The organism is Rathayibacter sp. AY1A3, from assembly GCF_002930975.1.
Taxonomy (GTDB): Bacteria; Actinomycetota; Actinomycetes; order Actinomycetales; family Microbacteriaceae; genus Rathayibacter.
Map to the genome: position 1 here is coordinate 1 of NZ_PSTO01000039.1, position 22,388 is coordinate 22,388.

A 22,388-nucleotide genomic window follows, 5' to 3' on the forward strand; every position below is an offset into this window, starting at 1 on the left:
GGCCGGGGTCTCGAGGGGAGGGCTGCGCCCGCTGCTCGATCAGCAGGAGGGCGCCGCTCAGGCCTCGACCCAGGTCCAGGTGCCGGCCGGGCCGTCGACCGAGACGTCGCCGCGGGAGCGCGTCACGGTGAAGATCGTCTCCTCCCCCGTGTCGTGCGCGACGACCCGGACCGGCGTCGCTCCGTCCTGCCCCGGGAACACCCTCAGCTCGAGCCCGTCGAGGTAGTCGTACTCGGCCGAGTCCTGGCGGGCCCCCACCGGGATCACCGCACCCTCGCGCACGTACAGCGGCAGCGAGTCGAAGCCGTGGACCTCACGGCGCCACTCCCCCGTCGAGACGATCCGCTCGCCCGTCCACCAGCTCGTCCACGTCCCGCGCGGGAGGTAGAACTCGACCGTGCCGTCCTCGGTGAACACCGGAGCGACGAGCAGGTCGTGCCCGAGCAGGTACTGCGTGTCGAGGTGGGCGGCGCTGCGGTCGTCCTCGAACTCGAGCGCCATCGGGCGCATGATCGGGACGCCGGTGCTCGCCGCCTCCGCCCCCGCCGCGAAGAGGTAGGGCATCAGCGAGAGCTTCAGCCGGGTGAAGAGCCGGGTGACCTCCACGGCCTCCTCGTCGAACGCCCACGGCACGCGCACCGACGAGGATCCGTGCAGCCTCGAGTGCGAGGAGAGCAGGCCGAACGCGAGCCAGCGCTTGAACACTCCGGGATCGGGCGTGCCCTCGAACCCGCCGATGTCGTGCGCCCAGAAGCCGAACCCGCCCAGGGCGAGCGAGAGGCCTCCGCGCAGGGTCTCGGCCATCGACACGTAGGAGGAGGTGTTGTCCCCGCCCCAGTGCACCGGCAGCGACTGCCCGCCGACCGTGGCGCTGCGGGCGAAGAGGACCGCGCGGCCCTCGCCGAGCTCCTGCTCGAGCACCTCGTGCACCGCGCGGTTGTAGAGCTGGGTGTACCAGTTGTGCATGGCCTCGGGGTCGGTCCCGTCGGCCCAGACGACGCCCTCCGACGGGATCCGCTCGCCGAAGTCGGTCTTGAAGGAGTCGACGCCCTGGCGCACGAGGACGCGGAGCTTCTCCTGGAACCAGGAGGTCGCCTCCGGATTCGTGAAGTCGATGAGCGCCATGCCGGCGACCCACATGTCCCACTGCCAGACGTCGCCGGAGGCCGTTCTGAGCAGATACCCCTTCTCGCGCCCCTCGGCGAACAGCGGCGACGCCTGCGCGATGTACGGATTGATCCAGACGCAGGTGTGCAGCCCGCGCTCGTGCAGGCGGGCGAGGATCCCCTCGGGGTCCGGGAAGGTGCGCGGGTCCCACTCGAGGTCGGTCCACTGGAACTCGCGCATCCAGAAGCAGTCGAAGTGGAACGCCGACAGCGGCAGCTCCCGCTCCGCGAAGCCGTCGATGAAGGAGTTCACCGTCTCCTCGTCGTAGCTCGTGGTGAAGCTGGTCGTCAGCCACAGTCCGTAGCTCCAGGCGGGCACGACGGAGGGGCGGCCCGCGAGGCCGGTGTAGCGCCGCAGCACGTCCTTCTTCGTCGGGCCCTGGATCACCAGGTACTCCAGCGCCTCGCCGCCGACCGAGAACTGCACGCGCTCGACCGCCTCGGAGCCGATCTCGAACGACACGAGGCCGGGATCGTTCACGAGCACGCCGTAGCCGCGGCTGGAGAGGTAGAACGGGACGTTCTTGTAGGCCTGCTCGGAGGAGGTGCCGCCGTCGGCGTTCCACACATCCACGGTCTGGCCGTTCTTCACGAAGGGGCCGAAGCGCTCGCCGAGCCCGTAGACCAGCTCGCCGACGCCGAGGTCGAGCTGCTCGTGCAGGTAGGCGGCTCCGTCCGGTCCGGTCAGGTAGCCCTGCGCCTTGTGCCCGGAGCCGGTGAGGCGCGTGCCGGTCGAGGTGTCCCAGAACTCCAGCGACCACGGAGCGCCCTGCCTGATCCGGACCTCGAGGTCGCCGGTGCGCAGCACGCCGCCGGACTCCGTCACCTCCGCCGCTCCGACGTCGCCCCCGGCCAGCTCGAAGCCGGGCCGCACCGCCGTCCCGCGCCAGTGCTCGATCCGCACCCGCGCGACCCCCTCGGCCGGCGAGGACACCGTGACCGTGAGCGCCGGCCGGTTGAGGACGTCGCCGCGGCCCTGGATGACCCGGGTCGGGGCGATCACCTCGAGCGTGGTGCCGTCGGTGCGGATGTCGTACGCCTCCTGCGCGAACAGGGGCGTGAATCCGGCCCGCGTCTGCCAGAACCCGTCGGTGAACTTCATGGGGGTGCCTTTCGATGGCGCGCCGGCGGATCCCGTGAGGGAGGCGCCGACGGGGGAGAGAGGGCTACTTGACCGCGCCGGCGGTGATGCCGCGGGTGAGGGTGCGCTGGAAGATCAGGAAGAAGATCAGCGTCGGGAGAAGGCCCAGGAGGGCGCTCGCGCTGGTCGTGGTGACGTCCATGATCTTGTCGCCCTGGAGGCTCGAGATCGCGATCGGGACGGTCTGCGTCGCGTCGCTCACCAGGAAGACCAGCGGGATGAGGAACTCGTTCCAGGTCCAGATGAAGAAGAAGATCATCAGCACCGAGAGGGTGGGCCGCGAGATCGGGACGATCACCCGGGTGAGGACCTGCCACTTCGAGGCGCCGTCGAGAGCCGCGGCCTCGAGGATCTCCTTCGGGAAGGTGCCGTAGACGCTCGAGAGCAGATAGGTGCCGAACGCCGACTGGATGACGGTGAAGATGACGATGACCGACAGCTGGGTGTCGTAGATCCCGACCGCTTTGAACATGTAGTACAGCGGGTAGAGCAGGGCCTCCTGCGGGAGCATGTTCGCCAGCAGGAACAGGACGATGATCCAGCTCCGGCCGCGGACCCGGCCGATGCCGATCGCGTAGGCGTTCAGCACCGAGAGGGCGACGGCGAGGATCGCGACCGACCCCGAGATGAGGATCGAGTTGCCGAGCTTCTCGGGGAAGTCGACGCGGCTCCAGAAGGTCGAGAGGCCGTCGAAGGAGAGGCCGGTCGGGAAGGCGAGCGGGCCGTTCGCCGAGTACTCCGCGGGGGTCTTGAAGGAGTTGAGCAGGATCAGCAGCACCGGGCTGATGATCACGAGCCCGATCACCACGGCGACGGCGAGGATCACCCAGTCGCCGAGAGTGCGCTTCGTCGTGCCCTTCGCGGGCTTGGCGGGACGGGAGGACGAGAGGTCCGCGTCCTGCGTGCCGGCCTGGGTGAGGGGCAGCGTCTCGATGGCCGACATCAGCGGGCTCCTTCGCTGCGCTCGACGCGCTCCTGGGCGCGGATGAACAGCACGGCGAGGATCACGATGACGATCGTGAGCGCGGTCGCGATGGTGGCGCCGTAGCCCACCTGCTGCTTCTGGAAGAACTCGGTGTACGAGTAGTAGGAGGGGACGATCGTGGAGTCGCCGGGGCCGCCGCGGGTCAGGGCGTAGATCGGGCCGAAGACCTTCAGCGCGGCGATGGTGCAGGTGAGGGTGACCACGAAGATCTCGGGCCGGATGATCGAGACCGTGATCCAGCGGAAGCGCTGGAACCAGTTCGCCCCGTCGAGCTCCGCCGCCTCGTAGAGCTCGGGGTCCACGCGCTGCAGCGCCGCCATGAAGATGACGACCGGGTAGCCCAGCTGCACCCAGATCATCACGACCATGATCGAGAGCATCGCGGTGTCCGGCTTGCCGAGCCAGTCGTGCGAGAGGGAGCCGAGCCCGACGGCCTCGAGGATCGAGTTCAGCGCGCCGTTGTCGGGGCGGAGGATCCAGCCGATGACGATCGCGGCGATGACGGTCGGCAGGATCTGCGGGAGGTAGTAGGTGGCACGGAGGAAGCTCGCCAGGCGCCCGCCGAACTTCTTGCCGACGAGATCGAAGAGGATCGCCGCGAGCAGGAGTCCGAGGATCGTGGGGACGATCACCATCGCGATGATCATGTAGACCGAGTTGAGGAACGAGGTCCAGAACTGGTCGTCGCCCATCAGCTCGATCCAGTTGTCGAGGCCGATGAAGATCGGCGGCTTGATGCCGCGCCAGGACGTGAAGCTGATGTAGACGTTCCAGATCAGCGGGATCAGCACGATGAACGTGAAGAGCACGAACCCGGGGATCAGGTAGAGCCAGTAGCCGCCGGAGCGCTTCTCGCGGGGCGGCGTCGTGGGAGGCGGCGCGCTCTCCGCGCGACGAGGTGCTGTCGTCGTCATGGGTACTCCTAGGTCGGACGGGGTCGTGGGTGTGCTGCCGCTGGATGCCGCTCCGGTACGGAGGCGACGGCGTGTCGCGTACCGGAGCGGCATCCAGCGGGGGGGGGTGAAGGCTCGACGGTGTTCGTGCGACCCCGTCGAGGGGTCGCCGTCACGTCCTCAGGTCTTCCGCGGCCGTTCCGCGCCTGCAGGCGCGGGGCCGGCCGCCTCGGCCGACATCACGTGACGCTTCCGCGTCACGTGATGTCGGCGACTCCGTCGTCGTACTTGGCCTGGAGGTCGGAGAGCATGGCGGACTCGTCGGAGGAGCCGTTGATGAGCTCCTGCGTGGCGGCGACCAGGTCGTCGTAGAAGGTCGCGGTGGGCCAGTCGGGGTAGAAGGAGAGCTGGTCGCCGTCGACGACCGTCTTCCACTGCGAGAGCAGCGCCTTGCTCTTCTCGTCGGTGATGGCGCTCTCGTCGACGACCAGCGGGATGCCTCCGTTGTTGCCGATGAGGTTCTGGATCTCGGGTCGCATCGTGATGTCGATCCACTTGTAGGCGAGGTCCTTGTTCTTCGCCGTCTCCGGGATCACCCAGTGGTTGCCGGCGGAGCCCATCGTGAACTCGGCGCCCGGGAAGAGGAACGTGTCCCACTCGAATCCGGTGATCTCGGTCTTGAAGCGGCCGAACCACCAGGAGCCTGAGAAGAAGATCGGGTACTCGCCCGAGATGAAGGCCGTGCCCGCGTCCTCCGCCTTCAGCCCGGAGGCGTCGGCCGAGAAGTAGCCCTTGTCGACGTAGGTCTTCAGCTGGTCGGCCGCGTAGCTCCAGGCCGCGTCCTCGAAGTCGACCTCGCCCGTGTAGGTCTGGTAGTCGGTGATCCAGGAGCGGTCGGCCTTCAGCAGCGCGAGCTGGTAGAAGAGCTGCTGCAGCGGGTACTCGGCGCCGGCCTCGGCCAGCGGGGTGATCCCCTTGGCCACGAAGGCGTCGAGGACGGCCGTGAACTCCTCGTAGGTGGTGGGGACCTCGAGGCCGTTGGCGGCGAAGGCGTCCTTGTTGTAGTAGACGAAGGTGAACTCGCCGTAGTTGGGGATGCCGTACCAGGAGCCGGAGCCCATGATCCCGTTCTCGTCGTACTTCGCGGTGGTCTGCAGCGCGCCGGGGATCAGCGAGTCCCATCCGTAGAACGCGACCGCCTCGTCGAGGTTGGTGAGCAGGCCCTGGCTCGAGAGGAGTCCGCTGGTCGCGTTGCCCTTGTTGTACTCGACGACGTCGGGCGCCGAGTTGGAGTTGAAGATCTGGCTGGCGCCGGTGCGCAGCTGCTCGAAGGCCTTGAACTCGTACGCGATCTCGGCCCCCGTCTCCTGGGTGAAGATGTCGCGGGCGGCGAGCCACGCGATGCCGCGGTCGCTGTCGGGCGTCTCGAAGTCCCAGAGGGTGAGGGTGCGGCCGGCGCCGTCGACCGTGGTCGAGAGCGCGTCGGAGCCGGCGTCGGAGCCGCCACCGGAGCAGGCGGCCAGCGCGAACATCGCGCTGAGGCCGACTCCGCCGGCGAGGAGGTTGCGCCGGCTGAGACCGGCGGTCGGGCGGTGGAAGGCGGAGCGGGATCGGAGCGACATTGCGGTGGTTCTCCTTCGAACGGTGCGGTGGTGCTGCGGAGGTCGTGCAGGGAGCGCTCTCTCGCGGGGGCGTGGTGTCGAAGCGTTTCGACAGTGCGCAGAGCCGGAGCGGGCGGGAAGAGGGTGGAGGACTAGAGGGAGGCCGGCGCGGGAGTGCCGGACGGGACCGCCGGCACCGGAGCGCCGGTCGGAGCGACCGCGAGGGATCCGCGGTCGACGTAGGAGGGCGGGAGCAGCTCGACGCCGACGGTGCGGCCGGAGTCGATCTGCTGGAGGGTCCGCGCGACGGCCGCTCGGCACATCGCGTCGAACGGGAGGGGAAGACTGCTGGTGGGGACCGGGAGGGCGCCGCCGTCATAGCTGGCGCAGGCCGCCAGGATCGACAGGTCGCCGGGGACGGAGAGGCCGCGCTCGAGGACGCGCTCGATCGCCGCCTCCGCCACGGGCTCGTTGCAGTGCAGCACGAGCGCGGTGGGCGGGACGGGTGCGGCGAGGATCGCGTCGATCGCGGCCTGTGCGCTCGGGCGGCCGATGTGCGGGCGCTCGACCGCGATCTCGACTCCGAGCGCCGCAGCCTCGGCGCGGAACGCCTCGTCGAAGCGGCGGACGAAGCCGGCGTTGCGGTCGGTGTAGGACTGCGGGTGCTCGAGCAGGCCGAGCGAGCGGTGGCCCAGCTCAGCGAGCCGGCGGACGCTCTGGCGGGCGGCCTCGGCGAAGTCGAGGTCGACGCAGGCGAGATCGTGGGAGTCGGCGGGCACGCCGATGAAGGTGGCGGGGACCCCGGCCGCGCGGATCAGCTCGGCGCGGTCGTCGTCGTCGTCGACGCCCATCAGGACGATGCCGTCGACGAGCGAGGAGGAGGACACGCGCCCGATGCCGCTGGAGGCCTCGTCGGTGACGAGCAGCAGGACGTCGTAGTCCGACTCCCGGGCGCGCTCGAGCACCTCGGTGACGAAGCGCATGTGGGTCGGCAGATGCAGCTCGCCGCGCATCGGGGCGGAGAGGGCGAGGATGTGGGTCCGCGCCCCGGCGAGCATCCGGGCTCCCGCGTGGGGCCGGTAGCCGAGCTGGCGCACCGCGTCGTCGACGCGCTGCCGGGTGGAGGCGGCGATCGAGCGCTTACCGGAGAGGGCGTAGGAGACGGTGCTGATCGAGACTCCGGCAGCGCGGGCCACGTCGTGGATGGTCGCCATGGCTCCTCCTGCCGGACGTCGTCGTCGGTCGCGGTCGAGCTTCGAAGCGCTTCGACCGGTCGTGCTGGAGCGACTGTACGCACAGTCGAAGCGCTTGCGCAAGCGATCCTCGCGACGACCTCCCCGGGCGCCGGCCCGCTCCGCGAGCGGTTCCGCGGCATGAGCGGGCGGCACCCGCGAGGGGCCGGAGGGCGACGCGCCGGGCCTTCCGCGCGTTGCGCCTCCCGACCCTCAGGGGATATGTTGGGCTCAACAACAATTCGGCGACGTCGCCGGAAAGGATTCGGATCCCATGTCCCTGACCCCCACCCGCGCCGACAAGTTCTCGTTCGGCCTCTGGACCATCGGCTACAACGGGACGGACCCGTTCGGCGGCCCGACCCGCGAGCCGCTCGACGTCGTCCACGCGGTCGAGAAGCTCGACGAGCTCGGCGCCTACGGCCTCACCTTCCACGACGACGACCTGTTCGCCTTCGGCTCCACCGACGCCGAGCGCCAGACCCAGATCGACCGCCTCAAGGGCGCGCTGGAGTCCACCGGCCTCATCGTGCCGATGGTCACCACCAACCTCTTCAGCGCCCCGGTCTTCAAGGACGGCGGCTTCACCTCGAACGACCGCGACGTCCGCCGCTTCGCGCTGCGCAAGGTCCTCCGCAACATCGACCTCGCCGCCGAGCTGGGCGCGAAGACGTTCGTCATGTGGGGCGGCCGCGAGGGCGCCGAGTACGACTCCGCCAAGGACATCCGCGCCGCGCTCGAGCGCTACCGCGAGGCCGTCAACCTGCTCGGCGACTACGTCACCGACAAGGGCTACGACATCCGCTTCGCCATCGAGCCCAAGCCGAACGAGCCCCGCGGCGACATCCTGCTGCCGACGCTCGGCCACGCGATTGCGTTCATCGACTCCCTCGAGCGCCCCGAGCTCGTCGGCGTGAACCCCGAGGTCGGCCACGAGCAGATGGCGGGCCTGAACTTCACCGCCGGCATCGCCCAGGCGCTGTACCACGGCAAGCTCTTCCACATCGACCTCAACGGCCAGCGCGGCATCAAGTACGACCAGGACCTGGTCTTCGGCCACGGCGACCTGCACAACGCGTTCTCGCTCGTCGACCTCCTCGAGAACGGCGGCCCCGGCGGCGTCCCGGCCTACGACGGCCCGCGCCACTTCGACTACAAGCCCTCGCGCACCGAGGACGAGACCGGAGTCTGGGACTCGGCCGCCGCGAACATGCGCACCTACCTGCTGCTCAAGGAGCGCGCCGCGGCCTTCCGCGCCGACCCCGAGGTGCAGGAGGCGCTGGCAGCCGCGAAGGTCGCCGAGCTCTCCACCCCGACGCTGAACGAGGGCGAGTCGTACGACGACCTGCTCGCGGACACCGCCTCGTACGAGTCGTTCGACGCCGACGCCTACCTCGGCGGCAAGGGCTTCGGCTTCGTGCGCCTGCAGCAGCTGGCCACCGAGCACCTGCTCGGCGCCCGCGGCTGACCCGCACCCTCTGAGCCCGCGGTCAGCCGCGGGACGACCTGAGACGGACGAGATCCCCTGCACCGGCACGGGATCTCGTCCGTTCTCCTGCATCCGGCCCGGTTCCGCACCGGACGCCCGAACCCGTACCCCCAACGAAAGAGGACAGCGATGACGCTCGTCGCAGGGATCGACTCGTCGACCCAGAGCTGCAAGGTGGTCGTCCGCGACCTCGACACCGGCGCCGTGGTGCGCACCGGCCGGGCGAGCCACCCGGACGGCACCGAGGTCGATCCGGCCGCGTGGTGGGAGGCGCTGCAGCTCGCCCTCGCCGACGCCGGCGGGCTCGACGACGTCGCCGCGATCTCGGTCGGCGGCCAGCAGCACGGCATGGTCGTCCTCGACGAGAGCGGCGCCGTCATCCGCCCCGCTCTGCTCTGGAACGACACCCGCAGCGCGCCCGCCGCCGCCGCGCTCATCGAGGAGCTCGGAGCCGGGGCCTGGGCGGAGCGGACCGGATCGGTGCCGGTCGCCTCCTTCACCGCCACCAAGCTCCGCTGGCTGCGCGACGCCGAGCCCGAGAGCGCCGCCCGTGTCGCCGCCGTCGCGCTCCCCCACGACTGGCTGACCTGGCGCCTGCTCGGCTACGGCCCCGACTCCGCCCGCGGTCCGCAGCTCGACGCGCTCACGACCGACCGGTCCGACGCGTCCGGCACCTCGTACTGGGGAGCGGACGGCTACGATCTCGACCTGCTCGAGCGCGCTCTCGGCCACCGCCCGCTGCTCCCCCGCGTGCTCGGCCCCTCGGAGGAGGCGGGCCGCACCGAGAGCGGACTCGTCGTCGGCCCCGGCGCGGGCGACAACGCGGGCGCCGCGCTCGGCCTCGGCGCCGGCCCCGGCGACGTGGTCGTCAGCATCGGCACGAGCGGCACGGTCTTCGCCGTCACGGACGACCCGGTGCGCGACGCCTCCGGGACCGTCGCCGGCTTCGCCGATGCGAGCGGGCGCTTCCTGCCGCTGGTCGCGACGCTCAACGCCGCGCGCGTGCTGGCCTCGACCGCGACCCTGCTCGGCAGCGACTTCGACGAGTTCGCCGCACTGGCGCTCGAGGCGGAGCCGGGTGCCGACGGCCTCGTGCTGGTCCCCTACTTCGAGGGCGAGCGCACGCCGAACCTGCCGGACGCGACCGCGAGCCTGCACGGGATGACCATCGCCTCGACCACGCGACCGAACCTCGCCCGCGCGGCGATCGAGGGCATGCTCTGCGGACTGGCCGACGGGCTCGACGCCGTTCGCGCGCAGGGAGTGGAGGCGCGGCGCATCCTCCTCATCGGCGGAGCCGCGCAGAACCGCGCCGTGCAGCTCGCTGCATCGCAGGTGTTCGACGTGCCCGTGCAGGTGCCGACGCCCGGCGAGTACGTGGCCGATGGTGCCGCCGTGCAGGCCGCCTGGGCGCTGACAGGATCGCGTCCGACGTGGACCGTCACCTCGGTGGCCGAGCCCGCGCCGGACCACCGCCCCGTCATCCGCGAGCAGTACGCGGCCGCCCGCGCCTGAGAATCCGGCCCCGGCCCTCATCCCGGGCCGGGGCCGCGCCGCAAGCCCCAGTGGACGGGGAGCGGAATCGCGCTACTCTCATTACTCAGCCAGCTGACTAATGGAGGAGCGACATGACCGCCACACGAACCCCCGACCGCGCCGACCGGATTCGCCAGGTCGTCGTCGCCGTGAGCGCGGTGCTCGCCCTCATCGGCTCGTTCATCGGCTCGGGCGCCGCGGGCGGCACGCAGATCCAGAACGCGGCCGACGGCGCCCTGACCGCGTCCTCGACCCCCATCGCTCCCGACGGCCCCGCCTTCGCGATCTGGAGCGTCATCTACACCGGCCTCATCGCCTACGCGATCTGGCAGTTCCTGCCCTCGCAGACCGCCCGCACCCGCCACCGCCGGCTGGGCTACTGGGCCGCCGCCAGCCTCCTCCTGAACGCCGCGTGGATCCTGGTCGTCCAGGCCGGCTTCCTGACGCTCAGCGTCGTCGTGATCGCCCTGCTGCTCGCCGTGCTCGCGCGCATCTTCGTGATCCTGCGGACCACCCGGTCGGCCGGAGTGGTCGACGCGATCGTGACGGACGGCACCTTCGGGCTCTACCTCGGCTGGGTGTGCGTGGCCACGGCCGCGAACGTCACCGCCGGGCTCGTCGGCGCGGGAGTCGGCAGCGCGGACGGTCCGGGCGCCGCGGTCTGGGCGGTCGTCGTCCTCGCCGTCGCCGCGCTCGTCGGACTCCTGATCGCGGTCACCGGCCGCGGCCGCATCGCCCCGATGCTCTCGCTCGTCTGGGGACTCTCCTGGGTCGCCGTCGGCCGCTTCGCAGGCGAGCTCGTCTCGGTCCCCGCCGGGATCGCCGCGCTGGTCGCCGCCGCCGTGGTGCTGGTGGTCACCCTCCTCGTCCGCGCCACCGCGGGACGCCGGGTCAGCGCCGCCTGATCCTTGCGCGACGAAGGCCGAGAGGCCGGGACAGCCCTGGTCCGGGGCCGCCCGGCCTCTCGGCCTTCGTCGTGGTGGCGGATCAGGTGATCAGCGTGTCGACGTACTCCCGGTTCTCGTCCATCCACGCGGCGAGGGCGGCGGAGCGGTCGTCGGCCCCGTCGTTGAACAGCGCGTTCTCGAGCGAGTAGAGCGTCTTCGAGCCCATCCGGAAGTCGCGGATCCAGCGGCTCATCGTCGGGTAGTCCACGTCGAACGCGGCCGAGCCGAAGGAGTGGATCCCCTCCGCCTGCCCGAGCAGGCCCTTCGGGTCCTCGAGGTCCTTGACCGGGAAGGCGTCGTAGGCCCAGTGCGGGCGCCAGAGCGTGACGGCGATGTTCTCGCCCGCGGCGGTCGCGCTCGAGAGCTCCTGGAGCATGGCCGGCGTCGACGAGGTGAGGTAGTCCATCCCCTCCAGGCCGTAGCCGGGGATGACGTCCTCGGTCGTCGTCTTGTTGAGACCGGAGCCGGGCTCGATGCCGATCAGGCGGTTCCCGACGACGCCCGGATCGGCGGCGAGCTCCTCGAGGGAGTCGATCGGGGCGTCCTCGTTGACCGCGATGGTCAGCTTCGCCTCGTCGTTCCACGCGCCCAGGTCGACGATCGAGTCGCCGTACTGCTCGACGTACCGGGCGTGGGTGAGCGGCAGCCAGGTGTCGAGGGCGAGGTCGTAGTCGCCGGTCGAGAGGCCCTGGAAGCCGGGGGCGACGTCGGCGTTCTGCAGGGTCACGTCGTAGCCCTGCTCCTCGAGCACCGCCTCCCACAGAGCGGAGACGGCGATCCCCTCGTCCCAGCCCTGGAACACGGCGACGGTCACGTCAGTGCGGTCGCCGTTGTCGACGGAGGCGGCGGTGGCGGGAGCGGCGAGGGTCGCGGCCCCGAGGGACGCGACCAGGCCGATCGAGACGACGCCGACGGCCGAGCGGGTCGCCACGACGGCGCGGCGGTTCTTCGCCCGGGCGACCCTCGCAGGCGAGGGCGAGCCCAGCGCGCCGGTCATCCGGTCGAGGACGACCGCGAGGATCACGACGGAGATGCCCGCCTCGAAGCCGAGCGCGACGTCGATCCGGTTGAGGCTCGCGACGACGTCGCCGCCCAGCCCTCCGGCGCCGACCATGCCCGCGATGACGACCATCGAGAGCGAGAGCATGATGACCTGGTTGAGGCCCGCCAGGATCGAGGGCAGCGCCAGCGGCAGCTGGATCTGGCGGAGGATCCGCCACTTCGAGGAGCCGAACGACTCCCCCGCCTCGACGAGCTCCGGGTCGACGCCGCGGATGCCCAGCTCGGTGAGCCGGACGCCCGGCGCCATCGCGAACACGATGGTCGCGACGATGCCGGGCACCACTCCGACCCGGAACAGGATCAGCGCGGGGATCAGGTAGACGAAGGCCGGCATCGTCTGCATCAGGTCGAGCACGGGCCGGATGACCGCGGAGGCTGTGCGATTGCGCGCGGCGAGCACGCCCAGCGGAACGCTCAGCGCGATGGCGATCACGGAGGCGACGAGCACCAGCGCGAGGGAGTCCATCGCGTTCTCCCACTGGTCGACCCCCACGATCAGCAGGAGCCCCACGGCGGTGCCGGCCGCGAAGACCCAGCCGCGGACGGCGTAGGCCAGTACGGCGAGGAAGGCGACGATCACCCAGAAGGGCGGTGTCGCGAGGACGAGGTCGACGCCGGAGTAGAGGGCGCCGAAGACGGTGCGCAGCAGGTCGAAGACCGGCTGGAAGGTCTGCGTGAGGACGTCGACGGCACCCTCGGCGAGGGCGCCGAGCGGGAGGCGGAAGCCGAGATCGGTCATCGTGCACCTCCGTCCGCCGCGAGGACGGCGTCCTCGACGGGGCCTCCGGTCGCGTGCAGGGTCGCGGTGACGACCTCGGTCGAGACGGTGGCGGGCGGCTCGATCACCGGGTGCTCGCCGGTGCGGGCGGGCACGTTGCCGAGCGCCGCGAGCAGGGTCACCCGCGGGATCGCTCCGAGCAGACGCCCGTCGGCGTCGACCACGGCGACCGGCAGCGCCGACTCGACGGCGGGCTCGATGACCTCGCTGAGGGCGGTGTCCGGACCGACGGTGACGACGTCGGAGGTGAGGACCGCCGAGAGGTCGCCGGTGCTCCGGCGCACCTGCTCGATCACGTCGCGGTCGCGGACCGTGCCCAGCAGGCGGCGTCCGCCGCCGACCACGAACGCGGCCGAGGTCTGCAGGTCGCGCATGCTCCGGAGCGCGGCGCGGGGACCGGCCGCCAGGGTGACCACGGAGCGGGCGGGCTCCATCACGGCGGAGGCGGTGAGCACGCGGGCGCGGTCGACGTCCTGCACGAACTGGGCGACGTAGTCGTTCGCCGGGTCGGTGAGGATCTCCTCCGGGGTGCCGATCTGGACGATGCGGCCGTCGCGCATCACCGCGATGCGGTCGCCGAGGAACATGGCCTCGTTGAGGTCGTGCGTGATGAAGACGATGGTCTTGCCGAGCTCGTGCTGCAGCTCGATCAGCTGCTCCTGCATCTCGCGGCGGATCAGCGGGTCGAGTGCCGAGAACGCCTCGTCCATCAGCACGATGTCGGTGTCGGCGGCGAGCGCCCGGGCGAGGCCGACGCGCTGGCGCATGCCGCCGGAGAGCTCGTCGGGCATCTTCTCGTGCCAGCCGGCGAGACCGGCGCGCTCGACCGCGAGCAGGGCCCGCTCGCGGCGCTCGGCCGCGGGGACGCCCTGGATCTCGAGCGGGTACGCGACGTTGTCGAGCACGGTGCGGTGCGGGAGGAGCGCGAAGTGCTGGAACACCATCGACACCGACGAGCGGCGCACGCGGCGCAGCTCCGCCTCGGAGACGCCGGTGATGGTGGAGCCCTCGATCAGGACCTCGCCCGCGGAGGGCTCCTGGAGCCCGTTCAGCATGCGGATGAGGGTGGACTTCCCGGAGCCGGAGAGGCCCATCACGACGAAGATCTCGCCGCGGCGCACGGTGAAGGACGCGTCGATCACCGCGGCCGTGCCGAGTCCGGCGAGCTCGCCGCGGTCGGCGCCCTCGCCCAGTCGGCGGACGACCTCGTCGGGCTTCCGGCCGAACACCTTGAAGAGGTGGCGGGCCTCGAGAGCGGGGGTCGCGGGATCGGCGCCCGCCTCGCTCCGGGGCTCGCTGATGATCTGCTGGTTCTGGTGCACGTACACTCCGTCGGCGCGCAGGGACGACGCCCTGCGCTCATCTCGTGGTGCCGGGTCGGGAGCGTGGGACAGCCGTGCGTCGAGCCTCCGCGTGCGTCCCGCCGCTCAGCGCGGCAGGGGGTGGAGGCGAGAGCGTCCGAGGCGGCCTCGGGGCCGCCTCCACTCCCGTTGACCGTACGATCGCGGCGCGTCCTGGGGGACGCCGTGCGAGCGCGGACCGGTTCATCGGGGCCCGTGAGGACCGCCGACCACGGTAGCCGCGGAGCCGCCGAGGGGCAAACGTCGGACAATTGCGGGGGCGGGTCCAGGGGTGGTGATGAACCGATCGGCGCGAGCGAATGTGCTGGTCGGAGCTGGTTTCCGGAGTGTTGCGCGATCGTTACCGTGATGGCGCGGCCGGCGGCGCTCGTTCCGGCCGGTCTCCATCCGCCGCTGCTCGACCGGCGAGGAGGCCCCGCAGCTCAGACGGTGGTCTCGCCCGCCGGGCCCGAGGGGGCCGCCGCGCCGACTCCACTGACGGGCTCGCCCTGCCAGGACACGAGCGTCCACGCGTCGCCCGAGCCCTCGAGGACGACGACGCCGGTGTTGTCGAGCAGGTGGTCGGCGATGAAGCGCGCATCGAGGTCGAGGGAGCGCAGACCCGCCCAGCAGCGGATGGCCGCGCCGTGGCTGACCAGCGCGACGACCTCGTGCCCGAGCGCCTCCGCCTCCGCCACCACCGCGTCGTAGCGCGCCGCGAACTCGTCGCCCGTCTCGCCGCCCGCCAGCCGGATCGACGTCTCGCCGCCGGCCCAGCGGAAGACCGTGCCCATGTACTCCTCGACCGCCGCGTCGTCGCCGCGCATCTCGAGCCCCGCGGCCGCGACCTCGCGGATGCCGTCGCGCTCGATCGGCTCGAGCCCGAGCGCCGCGGCGAGAGGGGCGGCCGTCTCGTGGGTGCGGACCATCGTCGAGACGAGCAGCGCGCCGATCCCCTCGCCGGCGAGCCGACCGGGCAGCGCCGCGGCCTGGGTGCGGCCGAGGTCGGTGAGCCCGGGTCCGGGGATGCGGGTGTCGAGGAGCCCGGCGACGTTGGAGGGGGTCTGGCCGTGGCGGATCAGGAGGAGGCGCATCCGCCCACGCTAACCGCGGAGGCTGGGCTTCCGGGGGGGGCGCGGTCGCGCCCGGTCCCGCCGTTGTGCGACGAGTGCGGCGCTGTCACGATGTGCGGGGACGCTCCCGGACCGGGAGCCGCAGACGGACGGGACGGGCGGACATGGCCTCCGAAGATGGTTTCTCGAAGGACGAGCGCGCGGCGATGAAGCAGCGCGCGGCCGAGCTGCGGGCGGAGGCGAAGCGGCAGAAGAGCGCCGACAAGGCCGACGCCGACCGCAGGGACGCGGAGGCCGCGATCGCCGCGATGACCGACGAGGAGCGGCCGATCGCCCAGATGCTGCACGACGTCGTCGGCGAGACCGCTCCCGACCTCCTCCCGAAGACCTGGTACGGCTTCCCCGCCTACGCGCGCTCCGACGGCAAGGCGATCGTCTTCTTCCAGCCCGGCGCGAAGTTCGGCACGCGCTACTCGACCCTCGGCTTCCAGGACGGCGCGCAGCTCGACGACGGCACGATCTGGCCGACCGCCTACGCGCTCGTCTCCGCCGACGCCGAGACGCGCGCCGCCGTCACCGAGCTGGTCCGCCGCGCGGCCGGAGCCTGACCCCGTGGCGCACGTCTACGACGAGATCGACGAGAGCCTCGCCTCCTGGATCCACGAGCAGCCGATGTGGTTCGTCGCCACCGCGCCCCTCGCCGCGGACGGGCACGTCAACATGTCGCCGCGCGGCCACGACTCGTTCTCGATCCTGGGCCCGCGGCGAGTCGGCTGGGTCGACTACACGGGCAGCGGAGTCGAGACGATCGCGCACCTGCGCGAGAACGGGCGCGTGTGCCTGATGTTCGCGTCGTTCGGACCGCGTCCGCGCATCGTCCGCCTGCACGGCACCGGCTCCGTGCACCTGCCCGGTTCGGAGGCGTTCGCCGAGGTCGCGGAGCAGCACCCCGAGCACCCGAGCACCCGCGCGGTCGTCACCGTCGAGCTCACCCGCATCAGCGACGCGTGCGGCTGGGGCGTGCCGGTGATGGAGCCGGTCGGCGAGCGCGACCTGCTCCTCCTCCAGGCCGAGAAGAAGGGCCCCGACGGCATGGCCGAGTACCGCGCCACGCGGAACGCGGTCAGCATCGACGGGCTGCCGGGCTACCCGTTGGACTGAGCGGCGGGGAGCGGCGGTGGCACGACGCCCACGAGTCTCCCGACCGGCTCGAGCAGGGTCTCAGTGACGACGGCGAGCGGGTTCGACCCCGTGGGGCGGGAGTCGACGGAGAAGCGGGTCTTCGTCATTCGTCAAGTCCTCGACCGCTGACCGCCGCTCAGCACGACCAGACGTGCATCACGGTCCGTCTCCCGTTCGGGAACCCCGGGTCGATCGACGTGTTCGTCGTCGGTGCGGGTCTGAAGCGGGCGCTCCTCGCGGGGTCGATGACCGGCGGCCTCGTCGACGGGTACACCGCCGCCGTCTCAGGGAGATCGCACAGCGCGACGGGACCGGTTCGCGGAAGCACGCACGAGGACGCTTCGCACACGTCCCTCGGGGATGGACTCCTGGGACCAGTAGTCGGCCCGGATCTTCAGGAGGGGCCCTTCGACGGTGGAAGTCACCGAGATGGCGCGAGGGTCCCGGAGGGTTCCCGCGATGCGTGTCTGCGGGGTCCTTTCGAGTGCTCGACAACTGCTCGGGAGTGATTCGCGTCGGGAGAGACGACCGCGAGCAGCCGCCGGCATCCACCGGAGGCGCATTCGACGGTCCCGCTGACGAGCTCGCTCCCCTGTGGACGGTCGATGGCCGAGGCCGCCGACCGCGCTGGTGAGGCTCATCCACGGGTCGGGACGAGAGCGAGCTCCGGGGAGCTCCGGCCGATCCCAGGAGGGGCGGACGTGGAGCGCGACTGAGGCCTGCTCGATCGACGGTCGGATCGGACGGCGTCCCTACCATCGGCCCCGCAGAGATCCCCTGGCCGATCCGCCCGCCGCTACCCCCGCTCGTCGACGGCCCGGATCGAGAACAGCTCCTGCGGGGTGCAGTCGAGCGCGTCGCAGATGAGCGTCAGCGTCGTGAAGCGGATCGCGCGGGCGCGGTTGTTCTTGAGGATGGAGAGGTTCGCCATCGTGATGCCGGTGCGGGCCGAGAGGGCGGTGAGGGTCACGCCGCGCTCGGCCAGCACTGCTCCGAGGTGGCAGTCGATCCGGTGCCTCTCGTCGTCGGCGGGCTCAGACAACGCCGTCGACGTCCCGTTCGAGCTTCGCGCCGGCGCGGAACGCCGCTGTCAGGGCGAGGGCCACCACTCCGGCGAGCAGGACGGGGACGGGCCACTGCGGCAGGTTCGTCCCGATGGCCTGGTAGTCGCCGCCGAGGAAGGCGTCGCGCTGCTCGTCGGTCACCCGGCCGGCGGCGAAGAGCAGGCCGATGCCGGAGCTGAGGTACAGGCCGGCCGCGGTGTCGGCGAGGCCCTGCGCCACTCCTCCGATCAGCAGGGCGAGGCTCAGACGGCGCCAGTTCGCGAGGACGAAGGGGTCGAACGGGCGTCCGGCCGCGATGCCGCGGAGGACCCGCAGGAGGAAGACCGTGGCGAGGACGATCGTGACCGCCTGGAGGAGGCTCGGCAGCGCACCGAGCAGGCGGAGGGAGAGGGCGGCGTCGGCGAGCGTGGGCGCGGTGCCCTCGCGCGGCTCGGCCTGCAGCAGCTGCGGGAGGCTCCGGAGTGGGAGGCGGCCGTCCGCTCCCCCGAAGACCAGCAGGGTGCGCCCGGTGGTGACCGTCCAGGTCTGCAGGAGCGCGGTGAGCACGGAGAAGACCGCGACGATGAGCAGGACCGCCCTGGCCACCCGGAACACGCGCGGACGCTCCCGGACCGGTCCGCTGGGGATGACACTCGTCATGGCGTGCTCCTTATCGATCGTCGATGTTATCGAGTATCGATACTACGCACGCCGGTCCGGCGATGTCGACCCGCGGCGCCCGCCGACCACGGAGACGGCGGGAGGGGTGGTTGCCCGAGGCGAGGAGCCCGATCTAGCGTGGAGGGATGTCGGATGCGAGGGAGCGCGCCGCCCGGTACCGGGCCGGCGCCGCGGGCGAGGAGGAGGCGGAGCAGCCCGCCCTGCCGGAGGATCCGCTCGAGCGGGCCGCGTTCGTCGAGACGGCGATCCAGCTCGCGATCCGCCGCGGCGACTTCGACGACCTGCCGGGATCGGGGAAGCCGCTCCCGGACCTGGGCGCGGCCCACGACCCGGACTGGTGGATCCGCCGCAAGATCGAGCGCGAGAACCTCACCGGGATCGGCCCGGCCGCCTTCCTCCTCCGCGCCGAGGACCGCGCGCTCGACGAGCGCCTCGACCGCCTGCACCGCGAGGAGGAGGTGCGCGCCGAGCTCGCCGACTTCAACACGCGGGTGATCGAGGCACGCCGCCAGCTGCTGGGCGGGCCGCCCGTCGTCACCCCGCTCCGGGACGTCGACGAGGAGGTCGCCGCCTGGTCGCAGCGGCGCGCCGATCGCGCCGCCGCGGCCGAGGCCCGGGCGGCCGCCGAGCCGGAGCGGTCCCGCCGCTGGTGGTCGCGGCGGCGCTGACGTCCCCGGAAACCGGACAGACCTGCCCCTCCCACTGGGGTCCCGCCCCGGGAAACCGGGCCGGAGCGCGCCTCCGAATCATGCGTACACATCAAGTCGACCGGAGTCCGCATGCTCACCGCCACCACCCCCGCACGCCTCCCGAGGGCCCGCACCTCGACCCTCGCCGCGCCGCCGCTCGCACTGCTCGAACCCGACTCGGACCGGATGCTCGTCATCCGCGCCGCGGAGGGCGACGACCGCGCGTTCGCCACCATCGTCCGCCGCTACACCGCGCTGCTCCGCGCGACGGCCGCCCGCACCCTCCGCAGCAGCGCCGACGTCGACGACGTGGTGCAGGAGACGTTCCTCGCGGCGTGGACCCACGTGGACAGCGTGATCGACGGCGAGACCATCGCCGGCTGGCTCGTCACGACCGCCCGCCGCCGCAGCGTCGACCGACTCCGCTCCAGCGTCTCGCGGCTGCGAGCCGAGCTGGACGACGAGTTCCCCGCCTCCGCCGCCGACGACCCGGAGCACGCCGCGCACTGCGGATCGCTCGCCGCCGACGCCAACCGGGTGCTCGCCGCGATGCCCCCGGCCCAGCGCCGCTGCTGGGAGCTGCGCCAGCTGGAGCAGTGCAGCTACGACGCGATCGCGCACGAGCTGGGCCTCACGACCTCGACCGTCCGCGGACTGCTCGCCCGCGCCCGCGCGACCCTCCGCACGGAGCTCGCCCACTGGCGCTGATCCGCGCTGCGGATCTCGGCGCAGGCGACCAGGCGGGGGCCTTCAGCGCAGGAGAACCGGCCCCGCGCCGATCCGCACCCGGAACAGCGAGTACGGGTACGTCCGCAGATCCGTGCCGCCCTGGTAATCGGCCTGGCGGTGCAGCTGGTTCGCGGTGACGTACAGGTGCTCGTCCGTCGCGATCGACATCGTGTCGGGCCAGAGCAGCCGCTCGTCGTGCACGATCGTCTCCATCGTGCCGTCGGTGCGACGGCGGACGATCGCGTTGTTCTCGTAGCTCGTGGCGTAGAAGCGGCCCAGCGCATCCGTCTCGAGGCCGTCCGCTCCCCCGCCCTTGTCGCCCTCGTCGACGACGGTCGCCGCCACGTCCTCGTCCGGCACCGACCGGTCGACCAGTGCCGCCGTCGCCACGCTGAACCAGCGGCGGGAGGCGAGCGGGCAGTACCAGAGGCGCTCGCCGTCGGCCGAGATCGCGATGCCGTCAGCGCCCATCGTCACCGGCTGCGGGTCGCCGTCGGCCGGGCGCTTCATCAGCACGCGGCCCTCGGCCATCGGCACGAGCTCCGGAGGAGTGAGCGCCTTCGTGCTCGGGTGGTCGTGCAGGCGGCGCCAGGCGGTCCCCGCCTCGAGGTCGACGACGATGATCCCGTTCGGGCCGGAGTCGGCCGAGTCGGTGATGTAGGCGATGCCGCGCCGCAGATCGAAGCGGACGTCGTTGAGGTAGGTGGTCGGCAGGGCGACGTCCGGCTCGAGGACGATCACCTGCTCGACGGTGTCGGTCGCCAGGTCGACGCGGACGAGCTTGGGGCCGCCCTTCTTCGTCGGCTCGAACATCGGGCTGCCGGTGTCGAGCATCCAGAGCCGGTCGGCCGGATCGACGACGATGCTCTGCACCGAGACGAGGGCGCCGGCGTCGTCGATTCCCGACGGCGTGTTCCAGGCCTCGTCCGGGTAGGGCACCGCCGCTCCGTCGACCAGCTCCACGACCGTGGCCGGGACCTCGTCGCCCCACTTCGGGAAGTTCACGAAGATCCGCCCGGTGTGCGAGACGCTGACGCCGGTGGGCATCGGACCGCTGGTGAAGGCGTGCACGAGCTCCAGCTCGCCGAGCGGCTCGTCGACCGGGCGCGTGCTGCGGGTCTCGTCGGTCGGTCCCCAGAATCCCATGGTGTTCTCGCTGTCCTCCCGCCGGCGCGGGCTCGTGGCGGTCTCGGTGCCGGTCGGGTGCGGGGTCGGTGCCCGCCGCGACCGGTGCTCCTCATCCTGCGCGTCGGCGCCGGTCGGCGGGGAGGAGGTGGCGGAGGAGGCGGCGAGCGCCTAGCATCCGGCCGCCTCGGGCGACCCGGGAGCCGCGACCGAGGAGGCGGAGGAGGACCGGCCCGCGTCCGACTTCGGCACGGCCTTCACGAAGGGGCTCAGCATCGGGACGCGGCAGTGCCCGGTGGAGCGGGTCGCCTCGGCGGCCGCTCCCGCCGCCCGCAGCGCACCGCCCCCCGCCGTCGCGCTCACCCGTTCATCGGCGGGTCGACGGACCGCTGATCCGCCGGCCGTCCGCTTCCGGACATGACCGCTAGAGGGCGTTGCCACTGCGGCCGCTCACCTGCCACGGTCGCAGAGCGACCGACGACGGTCCACCGATCAGAAGGACCGAGGCCCGCCATGGACGACTCCTCTTCGACCGAGACCAGCACGAGCGAGATGACGCCCGAGGTGCTGGCCGCGTTCAGCGACGCCTGGACCCGCCACGACCTCGAAGCGCTGATGAGCCACATGACCGACGACTGCGTCTACGGCGCGTCCGTCGGCCCCGAGCCCGGCCGCACCTGGACGGGGAAGGAGCAGGTCCGCGAGGGGTTCGCGCTCATGCTCGCCTTCGACACCGGACAGGAGCGGCACGAGGAGGGGGCTCCCCTCATCGCCGGGACGCGCGGCGCGGCCACCTGGTCCTTCACCGGGACCGGCCCCGACGGCGGACCCCAGGTCACGCGGGGCTGCGACATCTACGAGTTCCGCGGCGGGAGGATCGCCCGCAAGGACGCGTTCCGGAAGGTCTACCGGGCGGACGAGGAGTAGTCCGCGTCGGCCTCCCTCGCGCAGCGGAGCCGGAGCGGCGTCCTCGTACCGGGTGGCCCCGCACCTGCCCGGTCGCGCAGACTGGATCGATGGCAGCGGCGTCGGCACCGGTCGGATGGGGACGTCTGCCCGCCGTCTCGTGGCTGATGGTGCGCGCCTTCACGCGCCACCGCGTCCTCGCCGTCCTGGCCTTCCCGACGGCGCTGCTCTCGCTCACGCCCTCCGTGATCCGCCGCGCCGCCCATGAGACGGCCGACCGGAACGGGCTGGTCGTCTTCGGGCGCTACCGGCCGGTCGCCGACGCCCTGGTGAGCATCGCCGTCACCGTCCCGGTCGTCCTGCTGGCCGTGGTGGCGGCCGTGTGGGTCGCGCTCTCGGGGCTGCTCGGCGCGGTCCTGGTCCTCGCGGCGCTCCTCGGCGGAGCCGTGGGGGCGGGGGCCCTGCTGGTCGGGACCCCCCTCACCGCGGCCGTCGGCGCGGAGACGCCTCCCGGGCGGCGGTGGACGGTGATGGCGCTCTCGCAGCGCCCCGGGACCCGCCTGTCGGCGCTGCTCGCGACGAGGGAGCTGCTGGCCACGGTTCCCGCGGGAGGCGTCGTCGTGCCCGTGGCCGGCGACGAGCGGCTGGCGGACAGCTACTCGCGCCTCGGCTTCTCCCGGGGACAGGGCCTGCGGGTCTTCCAGCAGGTCTGAGGGGCACCTCATCGCCGGACGGAGGCCACCGGCGGCTCGATACGGTGGGGATCGTGCAGTGCGGCTGAGGTCTTCCC

General features: G+C 72.0%; 22 protein-coding genes. 9 read left to right on the forward strand and 13 right to left on the reverse strand.

What is annotated here, in order from left to right; genetic code table 11:
- Positions 1 to 57: 57 nt before the first annotated feature.
- The 5 genes from yicI to C5C10_RS14820 all read right to left on the reverse strand — a co-directional run bounded on the left by yicI (position 58) and on the right by C5C10_RS14820 (position 7,000).
- A complete protein-coding gene (gene yicI, locus C5C10_RS14800) occupies positions 58 to 2,268 on the reverse strand; it encodes an alpha-xylosidase (protein WP_104329641.1) in 2,211 nt (736 codons plus the stop codon).
- 64 nt (positions 2,269 to 2,332) lie between these two features.
- Positions 2,333 to 3,250: a carbohydrate ABC transporter permease gene (locus tag C5C10_RS14805; protein WP_104256489.1), complete on the reverse strand. Its 918-nt coding sequence runs from the start codon at positions 3,248 to 3,250 to the stop codon at positions 2,333 to 2,335.
- On the reverse strand, positions 3,250 to 4,206 hold the full coding sequence (locus C5C10_RS14810) for a carbohydrate ABC transporter permease (protein ID WP_104224874.1): 957 nt from the start codon (positions 4,204 to 4,206) through the stop codon (positions 3,250 to 3,252). Before C5C10_RS14810 ends, C5C10_RS14805 begins: the two co-directional genes overlap by 1 nt.
- Positions 4,207 to 4,442: 236 nt before the next feature.
- Positions 4,443 to 5,807, reverse strand: a complete 1,365-nt coding sequence (locus tag C5C10_RS14815) for an ABC transporter substrate-binding protein (protein ID WP_258060612.1) — start codon at positions 5,805 to 5,807, stop codon at positions 4,443 to 4,445.
- A gap of 131 nt (positions 5,808 to 5,938) precedes the next feature.
- Positions 5,939 to 7,000, reverse strand: coding sequence for a LacI family DNA-binding transcriptional regulator (locus C5C10_RS14820; protein ID WP_104227356.1), 1,062 nt, complete (start codon positions 6,998 to 7,000; stop codon positions 5,939 to 5,941).
- 292 nt (positions 7,001 to 7,292) lie between these two features.
- Between C5C10_RS14820 and xylA the strand changes: the two genes are divergently transcribed.
- The 3 genes from xylA (at position 7,293) to C5C10_RS14835 (ending at position 10,948) form a co-directional block, all read left to right on the forward strand.
- Positions 7,293 to 8,486, forward strand: a complete 1,194-nt coding sequence (gene xylA, locus C5C10_RS14825; protein WP_104224876.1) for a xylose isomerase — start codon at positions 7,293 to 7,295, stop codon at positions 8,484 to 8,486.
- Positions 8,487 to 8,636: 150 nt separating this feature from the next.
- Complete coding sequence (gene xylB, locus C5C10_RS14830; protein WP_104329642.1) at positions 8,637 to 10,022, forward strand: xylulokinase; 1,386 nt, start codon at positions 8,637 to 8,639, stop codon at positions 10,020 to 10,022.
- Between the two features lie 113 nt (positions 10,023 to 10,135).
- Positions 10,136 to 10,948: a tryptophan-rich sensory protein gene (locus C5C10_RS14835; protein ID WP_104329643.1), complete on the forward strand. Its 813-nt coding sequence runs from the start codon at positions 10,136 to 10,138 to the stop codon at positions 10,946 to 10,948.
- A gap of 82 nt (positions 10,949 to 11,030) precedes the next feature.
- Here the strand turns inward: C5C10_RS14835 and C5C10_RS18385 are convergent, their stop codons facing one another.
- The 3 genes from C5C10_RS18385 to C5C10_RS14850 form a co-directional block, all read right to left on the reverse strand.
- A complete protein-coding gene (locus C5C10_RS18385; protein ID WP_104329644.1) occupies positions 11,031 to 12,791 on the reverse strand; it encodes an ABC transporter permease/substrate binding protein in 1,761 nt (586 codons plus the stop codon).
- A complete protein-coding gene (locus tag C5C10_RS14845; protein WP_374953356.1) occupies positions 12,788 to 14,152 on the reverse strand; it encodes a glycine betaine/L-proline ABC transporter ATP-binding protein in 1,365 nt (454 codons plus the stop codon). Before C5C10_RS14845 ends, C5C10_RS18385 begins: the two co-directional genes overlap by 4 nt.
- Before the next feature lie 461 nt (positions 14,153 to 14,613).
- Complete coding sequence (locus C5C10_RS14850; RefSeq protein WP_104224880.1) at positions 14,614 to 15,264, reverse strand: histidine phosphatase family protein; 651 nt, start codon at positions 15,262 to 15,264, stop codon at positions 14,614 to 14,616.
- Between the two features lie 143 nt (positions 15,265 to 15,407).
- Between C5C10_RS14850 and C5C10_RS14855 the strand changes: the two genes are divergently transcribed.
- A complete protein-coding gene (locus C5C10_RS14855; protein ID WP_104227361.1) occupies positions 15,408 to 15,851 on the forward strand; it encodes a hypothetical protein in 444 nt (147 codons plus the stop codon).
- A gap of 4 nt (positions 15,852 to 15,855) precedes the next feature.
- Positions 15,856 to 16,404 (forward strand): pyridoxamine 5'-phosphate oxidase family protein, encoded by a 549-nt coding sequence (locus tag C5C10_RS14860; protein ID WP_104329645.1) that lies wholly within the window; start codon positions 15,856 to 15,858, stop codon positions 16,402 to 16,404.
- Here the strand turns inward: C5C10_RS14860 and C5C10_RS17940 are convergent.
- From C5C10_RS17940 to C5C10_RS14870, 3 genes are all read right to left on the reverse strand, one after another.
- Positions 16,389 to 16,532, reverse strand: coding sequence for a hypothetical protein (locus C5C10_RS17940; protein ID WP_181073478.1), 144 nt, complete (start codon positions 16,530 to 16,532; stop codon positions 16,389 to 16,391). The two genes, C5C10_RS14860 and C5C10_RS17940, sit on opposite strands and share 16 nt — an antisense overlap.
- 689 nt (positions 16,533 to 17,221) lie before the next feature.
- On the reverse strand, positions 17,222 to 17,467 hold the full coding sequence (locus C5C10_RS14865) for a helix-turn-helix transcriptional regulator (RefSeq protein ID WP_104224883.1): 246 nt from the start codon (positions 17,465 to 17,467) through the stop codon (positions 17,222 to 17,224).
- Positions 17,460 to 18,128, reverse strand: a complete 669-nt coding sequence (locus tag C5C10_RS14870) for a hypothetical protein (RefSeq protein WP_104227364.1) — start codon at positions 18,126 to 18,128, stop codon at positions 17,460 to 17,462. The genes C5C10_RS14865 and C5C10_RS14870 overlap by 8 nt, the downstream gene beginning before the upstream one ends.
- Before the next feature lie 146 nt (positions 18,129 to 18,274).
- Here C5C10_RS14870 and C5C10_RS14875 point away from each other — a divergent pair, with 146 nt between their 5' ends.
- Together C5C10_RS14875 and C5C10_RS14880 are read left to right on the forward strand one after the other, a co-directional pair.
- Positions 18,275 to 18,817 carry a DUF1992 domain-containing protein gene (locus C5C10_RS14875; RefSeq protein ID WP_104256487.1) on the forward strand — a complete coding sequence of 181 codons (543 nt, stop codon included), beginning with the start codon at positions 18,275 to 18,277 and terminating at the stop codon, positions 18,815 to 18,817.
- 111 nt (positions 18,818 to 18,928) lie between these two features.
- The gene (locus C5C10_RS14880) at positions 18,929 to 19,546 is read left to right on the forward strand and encodes an RNA polymerase sigma factor (protein ID WP_104329646.1); all 618 of its coding nucleotides are present in this window, start codon (positions 18,929 to 18,931) and stop codon (positions 19,544 to 19,546) included.
- Between the two features lie 42 nt (positions 19,547 to 19,588).
- On the opposite strand, the gene C5C10_RS14885 is transcribed toward C5C10_RS14880, so the two are convergent.
- Entirely contained in the window at positions 19,589 to 20,713 is a 1,125-nt protein-coding gene (locus C5C10_RS14885) for an L-dopachrome tautomerase-related protein (protein WP_104329647.1), read from the reverse strand.
- Positions 20,714 to 20,863: 150 nt separating this feature from the next.
- Positions 20,864 to 21,055: a hypothetical protein gene (locus C5C10_RS14890; protein WP_104329648.1), complete on the reverse strand. Its 192-nt coding sequence runs from the start codon at positions 21,053 to 21,055 to the stop codon at positions 20,864 to 20,866.
- Positions 21,056 to 21,205: 150 nt separating this feature from the next.
- On the opposite strand from C5C10_RS14890, the gene C5C10_RS14895 reads away from it, so the two are divergent.
- A complete protein-coding gene (locus tag C5C10_RS14895) occupies positions 21,206 to 21,619 on the forward strand; it encodes a nuclear transport factor 2 family protein (RefSeq protein WP_219812314.1) in 414 nt (137 codons plus the stop codon).
- Between the two features lie 89 nt (positions 21,620 to 21,708).
- Complete coding sequence (locus C5C10_RS14900; protein ID WP_146082180.1) at positions 21,709 to 22,311, forward strand: hypothetical protein; 603 nt, start codon at positions 21,709 to 21,711, stop codon at positions 22,309 to 22,311.
- The last annotated feature ends 77 nt before the right edge of the window (positions 22,312 to 22,388 follow it).

What these genes read in the sequence shown, in the direction of transcription:
- C5C10_RS18385 (WP_104329644.1), bottom strand. Translation starts at nt 12,791, where the DNA reads ATGACCGATCTCGGCTTCCGCCTCCCGCTCGGCGCCCTCGCCGAGGGT.
- C5C10_RS14835 (WP_104329643.1), top strand. Translation starts at nt 10,136, where the DNA reads ATGACCGCCACACGAACCCCCGACCGCGCCGACCGGATTCGCCAGGTC.
- C5C10_RS14815 (WP_258060612.1), bottom strand. Translation starts at nt 5,807, where the DNA reads ATGTCGCTCCGATCCCGCTCCGCCTTCCACCGCCCGACCGCCGGTCTC.
- xylB (WP_104329642.1), top strand. Translation starts at nt 8,637, where the DNA reads ATGACGCTCGTCGCAGGGATCGACTCGTCGACCCAGAGCTGCAAGGTG.
- C5C10_RS14875 (WP_104256487.1), top strand. Translation starts at nt 18,275, where the DNA reads ATGTCGGATGCGAGGGAGCGCGCCGCCCGGTACCGGGCCGGCGCCGCG.
- C5C10_RS14810 (WP_104224874.1), bottom strand. Translation starts at nt 4,206, where the DNA reads ATGACGACGACAGCACCTCGTCGCGCGGAGAGCGCGCCGCCTCCCACG.
- C5C10_RS14855 (WP_104227361.1), top strand. Translation starts at nt 15,408, where the DNA reads ATGGCCTCCGAAGATGGTTTCTCGAAGGACGAGCGCGCGGCGATGAAG.
- C5C10_RS14850 (WP_104224880.1), bottom strand. Translation starts at nt 15,264, where the DNA reads ATGCGCCTCCTCCTGATCCGCCACGGCCAGACCCCCTCCAACGTCGCC.
- C5C10_RS14895 (WP_219812314.1), top strand. Translation starts at nt 21,206, where the DNA reads ATGGACGACTCCTCTTCGACCGAGACCAGCACGAGCGAGATGACGCCC.
- C5C10_RS14900 (WP_146082180.1), top strand. Translation starts at nt 21,709, where the DNA reads ATGGCAGCGGCGTCGGCACCGGTCGGATGGGGACGTCTGCCCGCCGTC.
- yicI (WP_104329641.1), bottom strand. Translation starts at nt 2,268, where the DNA reads ATGAAGTTCACCGACGGGTTCTGGCAGACGCGGGCCGGATTCACGCCC.
- C5C10_RS14880 (WP_104329646.1), top strand. Translation starts at nt 18,929, where the DNA reads ATGCTCACCGCCACCACCCCCGCACGCCTCCCGAGGGCCCGCACCTCG.
- C5C10_RS14820 (WP_104227356.1), bottom strand. Translation starts at nt 7,000, where the DNA reads ATGGCGACCATCCACGACGTGGCCCGCGCTGCCGGAGTCTCGATCAGC.
- xylA (WP_104224876.1), top strand. Translation starts at nt 7,293, where the DNA reads ATGTCCCTGACCCCCACCCGCGCCGACAAGTTCTCGTTCGGCCTCTGG.
- C5C10_RS14885 (WP_104329647.1), bottom strand. Translation starts at nt 20,713, where the DNA reads ATGGGATTCTGGGGACCGACCGACGAGACCCGCAGCACGCGCCCGGTC.
- C5C10_RS14805 (WP_104256489.1), bottom strand. Translation starts at nt 3,250, where the DNA reads ATGTCGGCCATCGAGACGCTGCCCCTCACCCAGGCCGGCACGCAGGAC.
- C5C10_RS14870 (WP_104227364.1), bottom strand. Translation starts at nt 18,128, where the DNA reads ATGACGAGTGTCATCCCCAGCGGACCGGTCCGGGAGCGTCCGCGCGTG.
- C5C10_RS17940 (WP_181073478.1), bottom strand. Translation starts at nt 16,532, where the DNA reads ATGACGAAGACCCGCTTCTCCGTCGACTCCCGCCCCACGGGGTCGAAC.